The organism is Bradyrhizobium genosp. SA-3 (assembly GCF_004212635.1).
Taxonomy (GTDB): Bacteria; Pseudomonadota; Alphaproteobacteria; order Rhizobiales; family Xanthobacteraceae; genus Bradyrhizobium.
In genome coordinates this window covers 1-17,471 of sequence record NZ_PSRT01000162.1, presented here as the reverse complement: position 1 = coordinate 17,471, position 17,471 = coordinate 1, and the positions used below count along the sequence as shown (strand labels likewise).

General features: G+C 57.4%; 14 protein-coding genes and 4 pseudogenes. 12 read left to right on the top strand and 6 right to left on the bottom strand.

Annotation, left to right across the window (positions count from 1 at the left end):
* From CWO91_RS44730 to CWO91_RS36295, 5 genes and pseudogenes are all read right to left on the bottom strand, one after another.
* Positions 1-135, bottom strand: a pseudogene (locus CWO91_RS44730) (TetR/AcrR family transcriptional regulator); the annotation flags it as partial.
* A 183-nt stretch (positions 136-318) separates the two neighbouring features.
* Positions 319-1,573, bottom strand: a pseudogene (gene tnpC, locus CWO91_RS36310) (IS66 family transposase); the annotation flags it as partial.
* Positions 1,574-1,685: 112 nt separating this feature from the next.
* A complete protein-coding gene (gene tnpB, locus CWO91_RS36305) occupies positions 1,686-1,991 on the bottom strand; it encodes an IS66 family insertion sequence element accessory protein TnpB (RefSeq protein WP_130220253.1) in 306 nt (101 codons plus the stop codon).
* Positions 1,988-2,383, bottom strand: a complete 396-nt coding sequence (gene tnpA / locus CWO91_RS36300) for an IS66-like element accessory protein TnpA (RefSeq protein WP_130220252.1) — start codon at positions 2,381-2,383, stop codon at positions 1,988-1,990. The genes tnpB and tnpA overlap by 4 nt, the downstream gene beginning before the upstream one ends.
* Before the next feature lie 331 nt (positions 2,384-2,714).
* Complete coding sequence (locus tag CWO91_RS36295) at positions 2,715-3,206, bottom strand: hypothetical protein (protein ID WP_245471485.1); 492 nt, start codon at positions 3,204-3,206, stop codon at positions 2,715-2,717.
* A 305-nt stretch (positions 3,207-3,511) separates the two neighbouring features.
* Between CWO91_RS36295 and CWO91_RS36290 the strand changes: the two genes are divergently transcribed.
* From CWO91_RS36290 to CWO91_RS36255, 9 genes and pseudogenes are all read left to right on the top strand, one after another.
* On the top strand, positions 3,512-4,681 hold the full coding sequence (locus CWO91_RS36290) for a Tm-1-like ATP-binding domain-containing protein (RefSeq protein WP_245471484.1): 1,170 nt from the start codon (positions 3,512-3,514) through the stop codon (positions 4,679-4,681).
* A complete protein-coding gene (locus tag CWO91_RS36285; protein ID WP_245471483.1) occupies positions 4,668-5,498 on the top strand; it encodes a phosphoenolpyruvate hydrolase family protein in 831 nt (276 codons plus the stop codon). The genes CWO91_RS36290 and CWO91_RS36285 overlap by 14 nt, the downstream gene beginning before the upstream one ends.
* A gap of 28 nt (positions 5,499-5,526) precedes the next feature.
* Positions 5,527-7,305, top strand: a complete 1,779-nt coding sequence (locus CWO91_RS36280) for an FAD-dependent oxidoreductase (protein ID WP_165405958.1) — start codon at positions 5,527-5,529, stop codon at positions 7,303-7,305.
* Positions 7,306-7,669: 364 nt separating this feature from the next.
* A complete protein-coding gene (locus tag CWO91_RS36275; protein ID WP_130220249.1) occupies positions 7,670-8,140 on the top strand; it encodes an Lrp/AsnC family transcriptional regulator in 471 nt (156 codons plus the stop codon).
* 115 nt (positions 8,141-8,255) lie between these two features.
* Positions 8,256-9,668, top strand: a complete 1,413-nt coding sequence (gene pyk / locus CWO91_RS36270) for a pyruvate kinase (RefSeq protein WP_130220255.1) — start codon at positions 8,256-8,258, stop codon at positions 9,666-9,668.
* A gap of 155 nt (positions 9,669-9,823) precedes the next feature.
* Positions 9,824-10,416: pseudogene (locus CWO91_RS36265) on the top strand (DUF6088 family protein).
* A pseudogene (locus tag CWO91_RS36260) lies at positions 10,406-10,657 on the top strand (nucleotidyl transferase AbiEii/AbiGii toxin family protein); the annotation flags it as partial. The pseudogenes CWO91_RS36265 and CWO91_RS36260, both read left to right, overlap by 11 nt.
* 1 nt (position 10,658) lies before the next feature.
* Positions 10,659-10,862, top strand: a complete 204-nt coding sequence (locus CWO91_RS43435; protein WP_165405957.1) for a hypothetical protein — start codon at positions 10,659-10,661, stop codon at positions 10,860-10,862.
* A 199-nt stretch (positions 10,863-11,061) separates the two neighbouring features.
* The gene (locus CWO91_RS36255; RefSeq protein WP_130220247.1) at positions 11,062-11,916 is read left to right on the top strand and encodes a type IV toxin-antitoxin system AbiEi family antitoxin domain-containing protein; all 855 of its coding nucleotides are present in this window, start codon (positions 11,062-11,064) and stop codon (positions 11,914-11,916) included.
* Between the two features lie 919 nt (positions 11,917-12,835).
* Here the strand turns inward: CWO91_RS36255 and CWO91_RS36245 are convergent.
* Positions 12,836-13,222: a hypothetical protein gene (locus tag CWO91_RS36245; RefSeq protein WP_130220245.1), complete on the bottom strand. Its 387-nt coding sequence runs from the start codon at positions 13,220-13,222 to the stop codon at positions 12,836-12,838.
* A gap of 653 nt (positions 13,223-13,875) precedes the next feature.
* On the opposite strand from CWO91_RS36245, the gene CWO91_RS36235 reads away from it, so the two are divergent.
* The 3 genes from CWO91_RS36235 (at position 13,876) to CWO91_RS36225 (ending at position 17,379) form a co-directional block, all read left to right on the top strand.
* On the top strand, positions 13,876-14,070 hold the full coding sequence (locus tag CWO91_RS36235) for a hypothetical protein (protein WP_130220244.1): 195 nt from the start codon (positions 13,876-13,878) through the stop codon (positions 14,068-14,070).
* 1,043 nt (positions 14,071-15,113) lie between these two features.
* A complete protein-coding gene (locus CWO91_RS36230) occupies positions 15,114-16,688 on the top strand; it encodes a hypothetical protein (RefSeq protein WP_245471482.1) in 1,575 nt (524 codons plus the stop codon).
* A 10-nt stretch (positions 16,689-16,698) separates the two neighbouring features.
* Positions 16,699-17,379: an HAD family hydrolase gene (locus CWO91_RS36225; protein ID WP_130220243.1), complete on the top strand. Its 681-nt coding sequence runs from the start codon at positions 16,699-16,701 to the stop codon at positions 17,377-17,379.
* The last annotated feature ends 92 nt before the right edge of the window (positions 17,380-17,471 follow it).

The window sequence follows — 17,471 nt, the reverse complement described above, 5'->3', positions numbered from 1 at the left end:
TGTCGTCGCTTGAAAACCCAATTTCACAAAGAGTTCGCTCGCGGCGTCGACGATCGTTTGGCCAAGCGCCTCGTTGGCGGGCCGGCCGCGCCGGCCCTGTCTGTTTTCGGTCACGACAATTCCAGTACTTGACAGTATTCTAATTCTTGAATTACGATACCATGCAGTTTCCGAAATATGCACGAGCGTCGTCTGACGATGTCGGCGATCCTAGAACACAAGAGACCATGCAACGACGAACTCTGCTGAAGCTGGCCGCACTTTCCGCTCTCGGCGCCGCCCGCGCTCAGGCCACTGCCAAGGCCAGCCCATCCTCCCAGTATCGTTGCCTGATGAGAGCAAGGTTCGCTGCTGGCGCATCCAGATTTCGAGATCGGCCACGATCGGCCTCGACTTATCACGACGTGCCGCAAGCCGCTGTTCCGGCGTTTTGCCGTTGATGGTGCGCGAAATCTGGAGAGGCGCCGATTGCCAGCGAGGCCGTGCGACGCATCGATATCCTGTTCGAGATCGAGCGCGCCAGGTCGAAGAACTTTCTGCGGCCGTGGATCCAACAGGCCGCTTCAAGGATCGGAGCTGGCTTCCTTTGGGCCTTGTAGAGCTGGTTATATCCATCGAAGGCATCGGCCTGCATGAGGCCCACATAGCCGGCAAGATGGCTTTGCGGATGTTCTCCAGCCCGGTTGCGTGAGTAGTAGAACAGGGCCGCCGGCGGATCCGTGCCGCCAAACGGCCGGTCATCGCGAACATAGGTCCAGATCCGGCCGGTAACCGTCTTAAGCTTGGCCAGCACCGGCACCGTCGTATCGTCGGCGTGGATGCGTTCCGCGCTCATGATATGGATCCGGATCGCCTCAATAATGGGATCGAGCGCCACCACGCAGGCGCCAATCCGATCCGCCAGGGTCGAGACATCGATCTCGACCCCTTCGCGGGCATACGTCTTGCTCTGCCGGTTCAATGGCTGATGCAGCAGGAACTTGTTGACCAGCACCATCGCCAGCAGGTTCGGCCCGGCAAAGCCTCGTGGGATCGGATGGGAGGGTGCCGGCGCTTGTGTGATCGCCTCGCAATCCCGGCAGGAGAACTTTTCGCGGACATGCTCGATAATCTTCCAGCGCCGCGGCTCGCATTCCAGGGTCTTCGAGACCACCTCGCCGAGCTTGTGCAGCCGCTCGCTGCCGCACTTACCACATGCGCAAGGCGCGGGTTCGACGACGCGCTCGACCGGCAGATTGTCCGGCAACGGACGTCGCGGCGGCCGTGGATTTTGCGCGCGCTTCTCCTTGGCGGCCCCTGGCGCGGCGAGTTCGGCCTTGGTTTCCTGTTCGGCCTGCGTCTCTTCGAGATCCTCGATGGCAAGCTCGAGCTGTTCGACCAGCAGCTTGCCGCGTTCGGAGGATTGCCCGAACTGTTCGCGCCGTGCCTTGGCCAGCATCAGCTTCAGCCGCTCGATTTCCAGTCGACCGACGGTCACTTCGCTCTTCGCCAGCGCCAGTTGTTCGCGCTGCGCAAGGATTATTGCGTGCGCAGCGGCAAGGTCGGCGGGAAGCGGATCGGAAGGCGTTGTCACGAGGGCAAATCAATCATATTCGCCGCTAAAATTCGCGACCGATCTCCCTCGTGAGTCAATAAGCCACAGCTTAACCGGAAGCCTGCGGACGCCAGGTTGCCTGCGGCATTCGTCAGTCAATTCCGGACAGGAGATAGGATAGTTGCGCAACGCTGATCGTCACAACGCCGTCCGCCAGCGATGGCCACAAAAAGCGGCCGCGCTCCAACCGCTTCGTGAACAGACATGCGCCCTGGCCATCATGCCAAATGATCTTGATCAGGTCGCCGCGGCGGCCCCTAAAAACGTAAAGATCACCAGCGTGCGGATCACGCTTCAAGCTCTCCTGAACCAGACGCGCAAGGCTCGGGAAGCCTCGGCGCATATCGGTATGGCCGGTCGCAAGCCACACCCGCACATTACCCGGTATGGCGATCATCGGCGCTCAAGCACCTCGAGAACCCGCGCCAGCGCCTCCGGGTCGACGTGCGCATCCACCCGGATGCGTCGCCGGTTGCCAAGATCAATCTCGATCAATCCAGTACGCGCGGACGCTACGGAGCGCACCCGGCCGTCACCCGCAGGCAAAAGCTTCGGAGTTTCCTCCACCTCCGTAGCGACGATCTGCACCGGCGCAAAAGATGGTACAACCTGCTCTGATGTCCGTGCTTGTCGACGCCAGGTAAACACTAGGCTGGTCGCGACTCCGTTGCGGCGCGCAACCTCAGTCACCTTCGCGCCCGGCACCAACGTCTGCTCGACAATCCGCGCCTTGTCGTCCTGCGACCAGCGCCGCCGCCGCTCCAGCCCGCCCAAAACCTCGACCCGCATCGCCTGATGACCTTAAAGCTAGACTTAAGGTCACACGCTTCGCGAATTAACTCGCGTCACGCAAGACGGCGCCCGTCGGATGCGTACCATTCGGATGAGTAAGCTTCGTCTGCGGGCGCTTGCGCAGGGATCAAAGACCTAGCACTTGATCCGGTCACTCGGCACATGGGTCAACGGTTGGCATTACGGCCGCTCTAAGACCTATTTTGGGAGGCGGATCGCCCGTGAGCCCCAAACACAAGGCTGTGTAACAAGCCAACGGAGGGCTTGAAAAAATCTTAATTCAATAGGGTAAGGTGAGCGGCTCACGCGATCCCGCTAGTCACTTTGTTCAAGTTGGCCGCTTCGAAGTCGTCCCATCCAGAAGCGCGAACATTGGTAATGACGATCCGTGCTGGCCAAGGCTTACAAGCTCCATCTCCTCGCTCATCGTCCGTGTAAGAGCCTCTGCCGGTAGATGGATGAGTCCGTCCAGATGGGAGCCAAGTCGCTTCTCCGCTGCGGTAATTTCAGAATCGCTCGCGATGGCAAACAACGCCTTGAAACCATGGCTTGTGAACCATTCCATCCGCCGAAGTTCGAGCTCCTGTCCGGCATCAACAGGTACGCCCGCCGCCGACCGCTCGATCATAGCTGCAGGCGGGAAATTGGCGACGCCGGTGATGCCGGCATCCTTCAACGATTCGGCAATATCCTCCCAGCAAGCGAAGGGGTCGATCATGAGTATCGCCGCATAGACATGAGGAGCGGACGTTGCCTTGTCGAGGGTTAGCAAGTCTCGCAAAAGACAGTCGTTCCAGTCGAGGATTGGCAGGGTCGCCATGACCAGCAGGGAGCCTTCTGGAAGGCTGCGCAAAGAGGGCGCGTAGACTTGCAATTGTGCGCCTTTAGCTATGTCCGAGATGTGTGTGGCAAGTTTGCCGGGAACTCTCGCTCTCACCGTTTCTACCCAATGTTACCCATTTGGACGCCTCACCGATCTTATACCCGGGTGAAGCCGGGTCTAGACCACCTGTTGTTAGGAATGGTTCTGGGAGGAAGATCGTGTCTCACCATTGTACGGACGACCAGAGGTCGGCCCGGGATGGTAACCTGTCCGAACTGGCGACTGGAGCCGCGACTACGGACGTGGTCGCGATCGTGGCCACGCTGGATACCAAGGGCCGCGAGGCGTCTTACCTTGCCGACATTATCGAGGCGTGCGGCCGCAAGACCATCCTGATCGACGTCGGCACTAAGAGGGATAACGGCAACAAACAAGCCGATGCGAAGGCCCCCACCGAACTCTTAAAGCAGATTGCTGAAAGGACGCGCAGTAAGGTTGGTGATCTCCTGGGATCAGGAACGATCAGCGCGATTGTCGGGGTTGCGGGTGGCAGGGGGAGCGCGGTTTTCGGCGAGGTTGTGTCTGAGCTGCCTTATGGCTTTCCGAAACTTCTGGTGAGCAGCGCAAGGCCTGCGCTACTCGCCGAACTGGCCACTCACAGCGACATCATCCTCTATCCAACGCTGGTCGATCTCTTCGGCATCAATGTCTTTACCACAAGAGTGCTCGAGAACGCGGGGCGGGCCATTGCGGCCACGCGCTATGCTCCAGCCAAGCTTGGACGAGACAAGAAGATCGTTGCGATCACTGCCTTCGGCGTGACCACGCCGGCGGCGAATCAGTGCGCAGCGCGGCTTGCCGACGCCGGCGTAGACGCAATCGTCTTTCCGGCTAACGGGGCGGGCGGCCGTAAAATGGAGCAGCTGATCGCGGCTGGTGAATTCGACGCCGTCATTGATTTGACCACAACGGAGCTCGCAGACGAAATCGTTGGAGGCACCGCAAGCGCCGGTCCGGATCGGCTCAAGGCAGCGTCGCGGCAAAAGATTCCGCAAGTGATCGCGCCCGGTGCGGTCGATATGGTCAATTTTGGCCTGCCATCGAGCGTTCCTGATCAGTTTCGCGGTCGCCAGTTCTACGCCCATACGCCTTACACGACGCTCATGCGCACAACTGCGTCTGAGAACGCGAGCATTGGCCGGCTCACGGCAGAACGGCTATCGCGAGCAAAAGGACCCGCAATGGTCCTTTGGCCGGCGAAAGGCGTATCCGATTACGACCGCCAAGGCGGCATCTTCTACGATCCGGACGCCGACAAGGCTTGGCTGGATGCGGTCAAGGAACATCTCTCCGCGCACGTCATGGTCCGCGACCTGAACTGTCACATTAACGATGGCGAGTTCGCCGAGGCTGCCGCGGCATGGATCCTGGAACAACTCACGCAAGAAGGTTCATCCCATGCGGATGTTTGACCGAGCCGAAATTCTTTCCAGGATCGAAGGACAGGTGGCGGAGCGAAAAGCAATTCTCGCGGCAGGAAGTAGCTGCGGCCTGGTCGCGAAATGTGCCGTTCTTGGAGGTGCCGACATGCTGGTGGTCTACTCGACCGGCCTGTCGCGTCTGATGGGGCTTCCCACGAGCCGGATTGGCGATTCCAACGCACGTACGCTGGAGCTTGCGGCGGAAATTCGTAACGTGGTGTCTTCCGTGCCGGTGGTTGGCGGTATCGAGGCTTGGGATCCTCTCCGGCTCGATCTCGATGCTCTTTTGGACAAGTTCTGGGCTGCTGGGTTCTCCGGCGTCATCAACTATCCGACGATCTCCACTATGGGTGACAACTGGCGTGACCGCCGCGGCCGCGTCGGCCTCGGCTTTGAACGTGAGGTCGAGCTGATCGCTCTCGCGCGCAAGAAGAACATCTTTTCGCTCGCCTATGTCGCAAGCCCTCAAGACGCCAAAGCGATGGCAAGTGCAGGGGCCGACTGCATCGTCCCACATGTCGGCGCAACGCGCGGCGGCCTGGTCGGTCATGAGGACGGGCAATCCATAAAGGAGGCGATCCGGCGCATCAATGAAATCAACGCGGCGGCGCGAACCGTCCGGTCGGACGTCCTCTCGTTTTGCCATGGTGGGGCAATTGCCGAGCCTGAAGATACGATCGAGGTCTATCGAACGACCGCGTGTGTCGGCTTTGTTGGCGCATCCTCAATTGAAAGAATTCCAATTGAGCGGGCAGTGAAAACAGCGGCGGCGGAATTCAAAGCTGTCCCGCTTCCGCAAACTCATTGATGTTCACTGCAACGTGCAGCGAGGCCGCATGAACACACCAAATGACCGCGCTAAACCGGACACGATCGCTTTCGCCTCAAAAGGATGCACGAGGCCTGATCAGGACTGGGAGACAGATGTCCTCGTGATCGGCAGCGGCGCGGCTGGACTGTCGGCGGCGCTGTATGCGGCAAAGGCCGGACTGCGCGTCATTGTATGCGAGAAATCTCCGCGACTTGGCGGAACGACGGCCCTGTCGAATGGCATGATCTGGGTTCCTTGTTCTGCTCAGGCGCGCGCGGCTAACATCGATGACACCATCGCCAATGCGAGGACATACCTGCAGCATGAACTCGGCGTTCATTATCGTGCGCAATTCATTGATGCTTATCTTGAAGACGGCCCGGCGGCGCTAACCGCGCTCGAGAATGGCACGAGTGTCAAGTTTACCTTGGCCTCTACGCCCGATTATCACTCGAGCCAACTTGGCGGCGCTGATACGGGACGGGCACTGAGCCCCGCTCCCTATGATGGGCGGCTTCTAGGCAACGACTTCGATTTGATTGGTGACCCCATTCGGGTTGTGCTCGGGGGCATGATGATCTCATCGAGTGAGGTGAGAAGCTTTCTCAACCCGCTCCAATCTGTTGCGTCGCTCAAGCACGTCTTAACTCGCCTGAGCCGCTATGCGCGGGATCGGCTCAGCTTCAGGCGTGGTACTGAGCTCAGCGGCGGGAATGCCTTGATCGCCCGGCTGCTGGTGAGCCTGCGCGAGTACGGCGTTGAAATTTGGCCATCTTCTCCAGCGCGCGAACTCATCAAGGAAGGCGGGCGTGTCACGGGTGCCGTTGTCAAGCGGATCAACCTTGACATCCGCGTGCGCGCCTCGCGTGGTGTTGTTCTCGCAACTGGCGGTTTTGCCCGGAACGCGCAGTTGAGGGCGGACCTCAGTGGTGCACACCAGCATGACGTTACGTTGGCCCACGCCGATGTTAACGGTGACGGCATTGGGCTTGCAACCACGCTCGGGGCAGCCATCGACAAAGATGTCGCATCCGCCGGCTTCTGGACCCCGGTTTCAATCCTGAAACGCGGCAGCGGCTCGCACGTTGTGCCATACGGCTGGCTCGACCGCGGCCGTCCGGGGGTCATTGCTGTCGGTCCGAATGCCAGACGCTTCGTCAACGAATCGAATTCGTACCACGATATTTGCCTGGCAATGTTTGAAAACGGATATCCAGAGAATAAGCGATTCTACTTCATCTGCGATCACCAGTTCGTGCGGTTGAGGGGCATGGGACACCTGCTGCCATGGCCCTGGACGTTGAGCATCGGTAAATATGTCCGCCTTGGCTACATCAAGGCAGGTGAAACGATTTCGGAGCTCGCAAAGCAGCTGGAGCTAGATTCCGCCGTGCTTCAAAAGACCATCGAGGAACACAACGCGCACGCTGCCCAAGGACGCGATCCTCTGTTTAAGCGTGGGGAATCGGCTTTCAATCGCACGCTCGGCGATCCGACCGTGGGAAAAAATCCAAATCTTGGACCAATCAAGGATGGACCATTTGTCGCGTTGCCGATCGTTCCGGCAACGCTTGGCACGGCGACCGGATTGGCGACCGACAGTTACGGAAACGTCCTGGATGCACAAGGCAACGCAATCCAGGGTCTTTACGCTTGCGGCAACGACATGACGTCGCCGATGCGCGGAATTTATCCCGGGGCAGGCATAACAATCGGTCCCGCTATCGTATTCGCATATCGAACCGTCAACGCAATAGTGCTTTCCGCTGATCAGGAGCAAAAAGCCCTCGCTTCCGGAGCTTGATCGTCTACCACACTCGTGTGTGGCGGGGGAATATGTGCTCGGGTCCGGGGCGCGCATCGATAGAACTGGAGTCGGACAGCCTTCAGCAGCTCTCAGCGGACGTGGGTCCCGACCCGCGACATTCTCGAGATGGCGGCCGGGTTCGAGTGTGGTGAGCCCCGGCGGAGGGGGAGATCGCCGCACCAACTGTCTTCGATGTATCGCAAAGAGCTGGGCTCCCATAGGTGTTCCAAGGCACATGACATCGGGAGAAATCGATCGTTCAACAGCTAGGCTGTCTAGTGACGAATCGAAAATGTCAGGACAAGCCGCGCAGGCGTCTGCTTCCCCGACGCGATCGCAATCGGCCGGCCGCGAGGCAGTGATGCAACTCGACAAGATCGATTTTCGTCTTCTTGATCTCGTCCAACGAAACAATCGCCTCTGTAGTGAACAACTTGGCGGGAAGGTCGGCTTATCCGCATCCGGAGTTCAACGTCGCCTGAAGCGCCTTCGATCCAAGGGGGTCATAGAGGCCGACGTTTCCATCATTTCTCCAAAAGCAATTGGACGGAATGTGACGGCAGTGGTTCTCATGTCCTTAGAGCGCGCGCGTGCCGACACCGTTGATCGCCTAAAGCGGCAAATTCGCAAGATGCCTGAAGTGATGAGCGCATTCTACGTTACAGGTCTGGCCGACGTCGTCTTGCTAGTTACCGTAAACGATATGGAAGATTACGAGCGGTTTGCCCGACGTCTTACAGAGGAAAGTGCAGACATAAAACGCATTGAAACAATGGTTGTCATGGATCGGTTCAAAGCAGGATTCACTTTGCCAATAGCGTCCATCGCATAGTGTTAAGCGACTGACGAAGAGGACATTGGCTTGCTCAACTGCCGTCGACCGCAGTCCGTAAGGGTCGGCTTTGGACTTTATGGCTAGATCGATCATATTCTTTCAGGGGGATACGTTGCGTCGCTCGCGTCACGCCAAGATCGTGGCAACCGTCGGTCCGGCAAGTGCCGAGCCTGAGAAGATACGTGCTCTCTACCTTTCCGGGGTAGACATCTTTCGGCTAAACTTCAGTCACGGAACCCACGAAGACCACGCCAAGAGTTATGTGTGTATCCGTGAACTCGAGCGGGAATTCGGCCGGCCGATAGGCATCCTGCAGGATCTCCAAGGTCCAAAGCTCCGCATCGGCTCCCTTGAAGAAGGCAGGCTGGCTTTGCGTGCTGGTGAAACGGTCCGCTTTGTGATCGACGGAGCCAAAGGAGCAAAGCAATCGATACCCTTGCCTCATCCGGAGATTTTTGCGGCCGTCCATCCCGGACAAGAACTTCTCATTGACGATGGCCGGGTGCGCTTGAGGGTCACCGAGCCAGGAGACGGAGAAATCGTTGCGCAAGTGGCGGTCGGAGGCCTGATTTCGGACCACAAGGGGGTCAACGTGCCGGGGGCCATGCTCGACTTATCTCCACTCACCAAGAAAGATCGCGCCGACCTCGCGTTCGGCATTGATCTTGGGGTCGACTGGGTGGCCTTGTCCTTTGTTCAGAAACCGTCCGACCTGATCGAGGCGCGCGCCATCATTGGCGAGGCCGCAGGTCTGATCGCCAAGATCGAGACGCCGATGGCGCTCGATCGCATCGACGACATCATTGGCTTGTCGGACGGCGTTATGGTGGCGCGCGGTGATCTTGGCGTCGAAATCCCGGCCGAGGAGGTCCCTGGCCGGCAAAAGGAGCTCGTGCGCGCCTGTCGGCGTGCCGGAAAATCCGTCATCATCGCAACGCAAATGTTGGATTCCATGGTGGCTGGGCCGACGCCGACGCGGGCGGAAACCTCAGATGTTGCGACCGCGATCTATGATGGAGCCGATGCAGTGATGCTATCTGCTGAATCGGCAAGCGGGGCCTACCCGGTCGAAGCGGTTGCCATGATGGATCGCATCATCAAAAGCACGGAGCGGCATCATCTCTATCGGTCGCTGATTGAGGCTTCTCGAGCTGACGTGGAGAGTACCCCTTCGCATGCTGTCGCGGCCGCAGGGGCAGATCTTGCGGCTACAATTGGCGCCAAGGTCATCATCGGCTTCACGGCAGGCGGGACGACAGCCGCTCGGATCTCGCGAAGCCGGCCGCCGGTGCCGATCCTTGCCCTTACTCCGGATGAGAGAGTGGCTCGGCGCATGAGCTTGTTGTGGGGGGTGCACAGTGCAGTGTCCAGCGATCCTTCTGGCTATGAGGAGATGACGCGCATCGCCTCGGCGGCCGCGCACCACGAGGGCTATATTCGATTGGGCGACTTGGCTGTGATCGTCTCTGGAGTGCCGTTTGGACTTAGAGGCGCGACAAACAATCTTCGCGTTGTCGCTTGTTAAGACAATGCCCTTGAATCGCGCTGCAGAAGGCCACCCGATCGCCATATGGACCACGCTCAGGATTCAGCTGTGACCGGGAGCCGGTATTGCTTGAGTTCGAGGCACTTGTAGTGTGTCAGAAGTTCTCCTATGTTTCTGACACTGGAGCGTGAGCCGTGACCCACCTGAGCACGCGGATTCTGGAAGCAACCAAAGAATTGCCCGAAGGCGCACCGATCGCTGCCAAGGCGCTTTTGCATCTTGGAAAGCGTGCTGCCGTCGATCAGGCTCTTTCGCGTCTTGCCGAGCGAGGAAGACTTCTGCGCGCGAGACGAGGGATATATTTGCGTCCAGTTGAAAGCCGTTTCGTAGTTAGAGCTCCATCAGTCGAGAAAGTCGTCGAGGAAACCAAGGTTCGCAGCGGCGAAACCATTGTTTCGAGCGGCGCGGCGGCGCCAATCATCTTGGTTTGACGACGCAAGTACCTGTTCGCCAGGTTTATCTAACCTCTGGTCCTTCCCGCAGGCTCCGCCTTGGTAAGCAAGTCGTGGAGCTCAAGCATGCACCGCGTTGGCAGCTTGCCCTGGCGAACCGACGTGCAGGTGAGGTAGTGCGTGCGCTTGCCTGGGTGGGCCCAGAGACGGCAGAACGAGCATTGAGGTCCGTCAGTCAGAAATTGACCCCGACCGAAGTGAAGGAGCTGAAGTCTGCTGCTTCTTCCTTTCCGACTTGGCTTGCCAAGCTGGTAAGCGAACTCCGTGACGGATAGATTTTTAAAGCTGTCTGACGCCGAGCGCCAAGAGGCGCTCGGCGTTGCTGCGTCCAACTCAGGTCGTCCGGCACATCTTCTCGAAAAGGATGTCTGGGTCGTCTGGTGCCTGAACGCGCTCTTTTCCTCGCCTTTAGGCGAACATCTCGTCTTCAAAGGCGGAACTTCGCTATCAAAGGCTTACGGTGCGATCCGCCGTTTTTCGGAAGATGTCGATCTCACCTATGACATTCGGACAATACGTGACGAGCAAAGTACTCTCTTTCCATTGGAGTGCGATCGAGCCGCTGATCGATGTTCCGGTCTTCACGGAGGCGGTTAAGGAACTCGCGCCTGCTGCTGGAACCCCTGAATCTGACGCGCAGGAGCGCTCCTTGAATGCGGTCGAAAAACACGTCGCTGCTGAGCGCCGCAAAGGCGAAGGTAGCAGCGTCAGGCGAGGCTGATGAGCATGAAACTAAGACGGATTCCGCGGAGGGGAGATCTGTCGATGAAACAGATCCCTGAATTCGTCAGGTAAGCCCGCAAGACCAAATCCAGTGCCGTCTGACAGTTTAAATATTACTTAGTTTATAAATCTATACTTGATTTACAGAAGATTCTTCGAACTAGACGGCGGTTTAAGATTATGCTATTATATCAATTATGGATAGACAAAGAGGACAGCTCTTAAACCAGCTCGATAAGCTCCTTCCGGAGGGGCTGGTCGTGGATTCCGCTTGGCTCAAGCGACACGGCTACTCAACTCAGCTCCAACATCTCTATGTGCAACGAGGCTGGCTCGAACAGCCAACTCGAGGGGTCTTTCGGCGGCCACGCTATGAGCTGAGCTGGCAGCAGGTGGTGATATCCCTTCAAGGCATCCTGAATTATTCACCGCTCGTCTTGGGAGGACGGACGGCGCTCGAATTGCAGGGATACGCCCATTACCTTTCGCAAGCGACGAGCCGCGTTCACCTCTACGGACCGAAAGCGCCGCCATCGTGGGTGGACAAGCTGCCGTTGACGGTCAAATTCATCTACCACAATGATCGGCGACTTTTCAAAAATGATCCCGTTGCGAAAGGCGTAAGCAGCGTCCGCTGGAATGTCGAGACCGGAAAGATGCTGGACGTCACGGCCTTCCGGGGAGGCGACGTCACTCAACTGAATTGGGGGCAATGGGACTGGCCTCTGACCCTGTCGACGCCGGAGCGCGCCGTTTTCGAGCTGCTTGACGAATTGCCCAACAACGAGAGCTTTGAACAGGTCGACGCCCTGCTTGGTGGCCTTGCCAATCTTCGTCCGGATCGCTTGCAAAAGCTCCTGAAAGATTGCGCGAGCGTGAAGGTCAAGCGTCTCTTTTTCTACTTCGCCGACCGCCACAACCATGCCTGGCTCAAGCGGCTTAACAAGAATGCTGTCGATCTAGGACATGGCAAACGCATGCTCATCAAAGGTGGTGTTCTCGATCCGACCTATCAAATAACGGTGCCGGGAGATCTCGATGGCGTTCGCTGACGATTACAAAAAGCAAGTCGCGCTGCTTCTGCGCATTCTCCCATTTATCAACGAAGAGAAGTGCTTCGCCCTTATCTCGCGCAAGTGTTACGACGCAACCTGTTTTAGAGTTTTTTGTTTGGAGCTACTCATTGGCAACAACCATTGAATCGATCGTTTCGGCTTATGTACGTCTGAAGAACCGGCAAGCCTTAGAGAATATGCGAGACCTTCGGCGCCAGTTGCTCGAACAGCTGCAATCCACATCAGGCGTTGACCCGACTGCCTCTCGAGATGCTCTACTTGAGGACCTCCGAGTGATCGAGGATGGACTCGAGCAGTTCCAGCTGAGGCCGTAACGGGGGCACGCCAGTTCACCCTGGCAGATCTACGTGTTAACCAGCAGGCGCCGTGGCGATCGTGCGGAACGTCGTGGCACGGCCGCAGGGGCTGGTCCAAAGCGGCTCCTGCGGTCGTTTGTTCTGTAATGTCCGGAAGTGTCCCCATTTCCAGAAACGAATGTTTTCTTGGGCACTTAAGGGGCTGATAGCCGCGACGGTGCAGCCGTTGCTGAGGCTATGGGCCCGGCCTCCTAGGCACACCGGCCCGCGTCGCTCAAGGCCGCCTCAGTTGGGCGCCGTTCGCTTGATTTAGCCCAGTCCATCAGGCCGCGCCTGCCGCGCCGCTGGCAAGGCGTTCGTGGTCGACGATTTCAAGACGGATCAGCGTCGGACAGGGCGGCCGAAACTGATATCGCAGCCATGTTCGAGGAGCGGGCGATTACCGTGGTTGAAAAGCCGCCGCTCCCCCATTGCCTCGACACTGGCTCGGGCGAGCCCCTAATCGTCGGGCTCAGAAGGGCAACTTCCACACGAAATAGAGAAGCGCAGCAATGGTCCCCCAGAAAAGTATGCCGCGGAAGATGAAACCGATCGCCATGTTAATCGCCGTCTCGCCCAAGCCGCTGCGCCATGGCGATTCCATCGATCGCGTCTGCCAGCCCTTCTAAGAAAACCCGATACCACGCATCATCATCGGGAAGCTCCCACTCTCGTAGGCTGCCGACGTAACGGGTCAGAGCAATAACGCCCGCGATCGTGGTTGGCGTTGAACGGATGAGCACATTCGCATGCTCCGCGAGAACATGGTTCCTTTGACTGCTGATTTTGTCGGCGGCATCAAACTCGGCCCCCCCATCGAGCTTCGCCGACACGGACAAGGCCGCATCGTAATGCGCCGACAGCTCGCGATGACGCTCGATCACTACGAAGATTAGATCCCGATCGGCTGCAGCAGTCGACTGGGTGGAAATTTCCTGCGATGACAATGTTGGCCCCGAGCAAATAGCAGGCCTACGTTAGCATCGCGACCATGATGATAATCAGCGTAGAGGGTCCTTCATCTGCGGTATTCCTGCTCGATCGGCTTGGGCATTCAGACGAGGTCACCGGCTCCATTTGGAGGTCGAGGTTTCGGGGACGAGGACGCGCGCCTTACTCGCGCTGGAAAACGGCTCCGCTCCAGCCATTCCCGGCGTAAAGCTGCATATTTTGCGCGTATCAGAGGTTGTTATCCCGCATCGGCTGCGCTTGGATACGCTTCTACATTCGAAAGGGGCGGGCGAAATATGAAGTTGATTGCAATAGTTGCCGGTCTGTTGCTGCTCGGCGTGATCGGACAAGCAAACGCACGCGGAGGACATGGAGGGCGCGTCAGCTACGGCGGCGGACATCACACTACCAGTCATGGCGGCAGCTATTTGGGCGGATCCGGCTCATCACACCGTGGCGGGACTTATGTCAATTCGAGAACTGGCAACCGTTACGGCACTCATCGATAAGGAGCGAAGAAGCGGGACTCGAGGCGCGGCCATTCGATGGGGCTTTTTACGCGTGGACAACAATGGAAGCCGACGTTTCGGCTACGAAGCCGTCAGGGTCCCGGAAGGGACTTTCTAACTGCGCTGTCTTGCTCTGGGGCGTGATCGGCCTCCTCTTCAATGCGGGCACTCTCTTTGGCCGGGCTGGCTCGGTTGGGATCGGCACTTCGGTTTATGTCACCGCCATCCTCATTTGGATTGGCGGCATGGTTCTGTTCGGTTTGGGAGCGCTGCTCTCGCACAATGACTTTGATGGCGAGCGGCCACGCCAGAAGACGCAGGCGATATTCGGATAACGCGCTAGAACTCTCTAGGTTGAGGGCCGGGATGAAATGCAGCCCGGAGTGTCCGGACGCATGAGAGGCTCAGCTGCGGTTCTTCACGTTGATCCAGTGGTTTTGTCCTGCGTTACAGGATGGGACTTAACGCCGATGAGCGTTTCGTCGAGCGAAATGGCAGACTGCCGTCAAGCAATTCAAAGCTTTATGCAAGCCTATTGCGTAGCGAAGATCTTGCGAGGTGTGCTGCGCTGCTTAAAGCATCACACCTCAACCCCGGCCGCTGGCGACGCTAGGCCCTTGAAGTTCGTATGAAGAGCGATTCGATGATGAGGTAGACCGCTTTCGGATCGGTCTGCCTAGAGACCAGATACGATAGGATGTCGTGGCTGAGCCGCAGTACGAACAGCTCTTTGCGATCGATTCGATTTTCCTCGTACCAGCAGATGACAGCTAAGCAAAAATAAAGCGAGCACGACATCGAGCGCACAATTAAGTCATCTCGCGCAGCCTTAAGCTGAGCTTAGTTGCCTGCGAAGCGATATTGAAGGTCCGTTTCGAAGTCGTGCGCGCTCACGCGAGCGATGTACGACGCGAGCGCAAGATTCGTTAGCAATGGCGAGGCGACTTTGGCGTGAGACAGCGCAGCGTGTATCCTGGGGGAAATGTTGGGTCCGCCAGATTTTCACAGTCACCCGCCCATTTTTCGCGCGCGAGCTTGAGCGTGTTACTGTCAAATTCGATAGCCAAGCCGAGCGCTTGCGTTATCTGGAAGCAATTCGTCACATGCGCTGCCGCACGAGTGTCGGCTTTGTTATTTCTCATACGAGCTCGTCGCGCTTCAGACGGATTGTCGCGAAAACGCCAGCTCATTTGCCCGGCCACAGAGATTGCGAGAGCGGAAATCTCGACACTGTGGGTTTGATGGTCTGGTCAAATTGCTGAGCGCTGGGCGCTGGTACGAAGCTTGCTTAAGAGCAGGTCCATCTCTTCTCGGATCGGCGGACTACATCCGCCTTGTGACTGGCTCGGGACGGGGACGCTACAAGAAGGTTACCAGCATGTCAGGTATCGCTGCCGCTTTTCTATTGCCTTGGAGCAGTTCCCATCAGACTGTTTATGATCAGCTCAAGCACATGCTTCCGAAGCTCTCACTTCGCGGACAGGCAGGAGTCGGCATCGCCGCCTTCATGCACAACAAAGGCGTTCGATATAAAACCGCGTCTCGGCCATCACACGAACTGCGTGCGATCGACAAGGATGAGCAGGATCTGGAGTTCACTCCCCATGTTGCAATCGGTCATGTTCGCGGTCGAGTTTGCACAGAGGGTGAGAGCGACGATCAACCAACTCCCAATCGCAGGGCCACCTCCCGTCAACTGACAATTTCGTTGGACGGAGCGTTAGTAAATGCTCGAGAGATTAGGGCAGAACTGGTTTCCCAAGGTCGCACCTTCGCGGGTCGGACGGATGCCGAACTCTTGCTCAAGCTAGTTGAACACATTTGTGAAAGGGATTATTGGCGCCAAGGCCTGCGAGTCAACTATGAGAACGTCTTTCGTGAGATTGATGGGCGCATTGATGGTGCTATTAGTGCGCTTTTGCTGGACACCGAAGGAAATCTGGTTGCGTTCCGCAATAGATATGGTCTGCGTCCTTTGGAGTTCATGCAGACGGACGATGGATTCTTGCTCTTTGCGTCGGAAAATTGCGCCTTTGCCGGGCTTCGGGGCAAGTCAGACCAAATCGTCCCCGGCTTCATCAAATATGTGGATGGCAAAAGGGGGCATTGCCTCGATCGTTGTGTCAGCGATTCTCAACGTGCCGCCAAGCTTTGCGTCTACGAAACTCTTTACCTCGGAAGTCCGGATACGTCGATCCAGGGCCGATCTCACCTGGAAACTCGTCACAGTATCGGTTTCTCGCTGGGTGATCTTATTGCGCGTCGGCTTCCCGCAGAGCCGGACGCCACTCCAATCATCGTCTCGTCCATGCCTCATACCGGAGGGCCCTACGCTGACGGCTTATTTTCAGCTCTTGTAGCACGCGGGGTTAACGCCGAGCGACGTGAAGTCATCGAGACACAAATCTCTGAGCGAACTCTCATCGGCCCAAATAGCGAGCGCAAGCGTCGTATTGCTCACAAGTACCGCCTGGCTTCGACTGACGTCGAAGAACGCACGATACTCATTGCCGATGAGGCCCTCATTCGTGGCGATACCAGTCGAACCGTAACGAATATGCTTCTTGCTGCGGGTGTCAAAGCTGTCCATTGGGGAATCGGCTCACCGCCTATCGTGGCCCCAAATTACTACGGCGTGAATATTGAGACCATCGATGAACTGGCCTTCTGGCGGACATGGAAGGGACTGTCCGCTCAACAGCGGAAGAAAAGCCTATTATTTAAAGATATCGAGCCGCATGTCCTCAAAGCCATCGAAGGAAGAATCGCGGCCTCGATCAACGCGGCAACTGTGACTTACTTGCCCTTCCCGCGTCTCACATCGTTGCTGCCGCGGGGGAACGAGGGAATAGATTTGTCACCCTTTACATTCGAAATGCCAACTCCTGCAGGGCAAACGCGCGCAAATAGAGACTTGCATAACCTGGTGGCTGACCACTATAGCGCTGCCTGAGGCCCGAAGCATGAAGCCAGTTTTTGTTTTTGATTGGAATGGCACGTTGCTTGACGATGCCAATGCGCTACTGCAAACGACGAACACTATCTTGGAGCGCTTCGGACGCCCGACGATCGATCTGGACACCTTTCGGGATCATTCCGATGTCCCACTCTCCATTCTTTTCCGAAATGTCGGAATGTCAGAAGAGGAAGTCGCAGCCGTAGATCACGATGGGGGCGCAATCTTTCATGATACGTACGAGCCGCTAGCCGATAAAGCGGAGTTACGCATAGGTGCGCGCGCAATGCTGGAATTGGTGCGCCAAGAAGCGGCGTCGTCCATCATAGTGAGCAACCATATAGTCGCGCCCCTTGTTGCTCAATTGCAAAGGCTCGGAATTGATCGCTACTTCAACGGCGTCCTGGCCTTTGAAAGCCGTGCCACGCAGTATAAAACGATGAGCAAAGGGGAGAGACTTCGGCGATATATGGAGCAAAATGATTTAAATCCCGAGTCAACCTTCATCATCGGGGATATGCCAGTAGAAACGAATATTGCACGAAGCCTTGGACTGATAAGCATATCCATTACCGGTGGATTTGTTTCCGAGTCGCGCTTGCGAGCTGCGAAGCCGGACCACATCATCCACAACTATCACGAGCTGTTACCAATCGTTCAAACGCACGGCTTTTTTCTAAATGCATAGATGCTAGGTGCGAACGCGAGACACCGCATTCAGAGAGAGAGAGAGAGAGAGAGAGAGAGAGAGAGAGAGAGAGAGAGAGAGAGAGAGAGAGA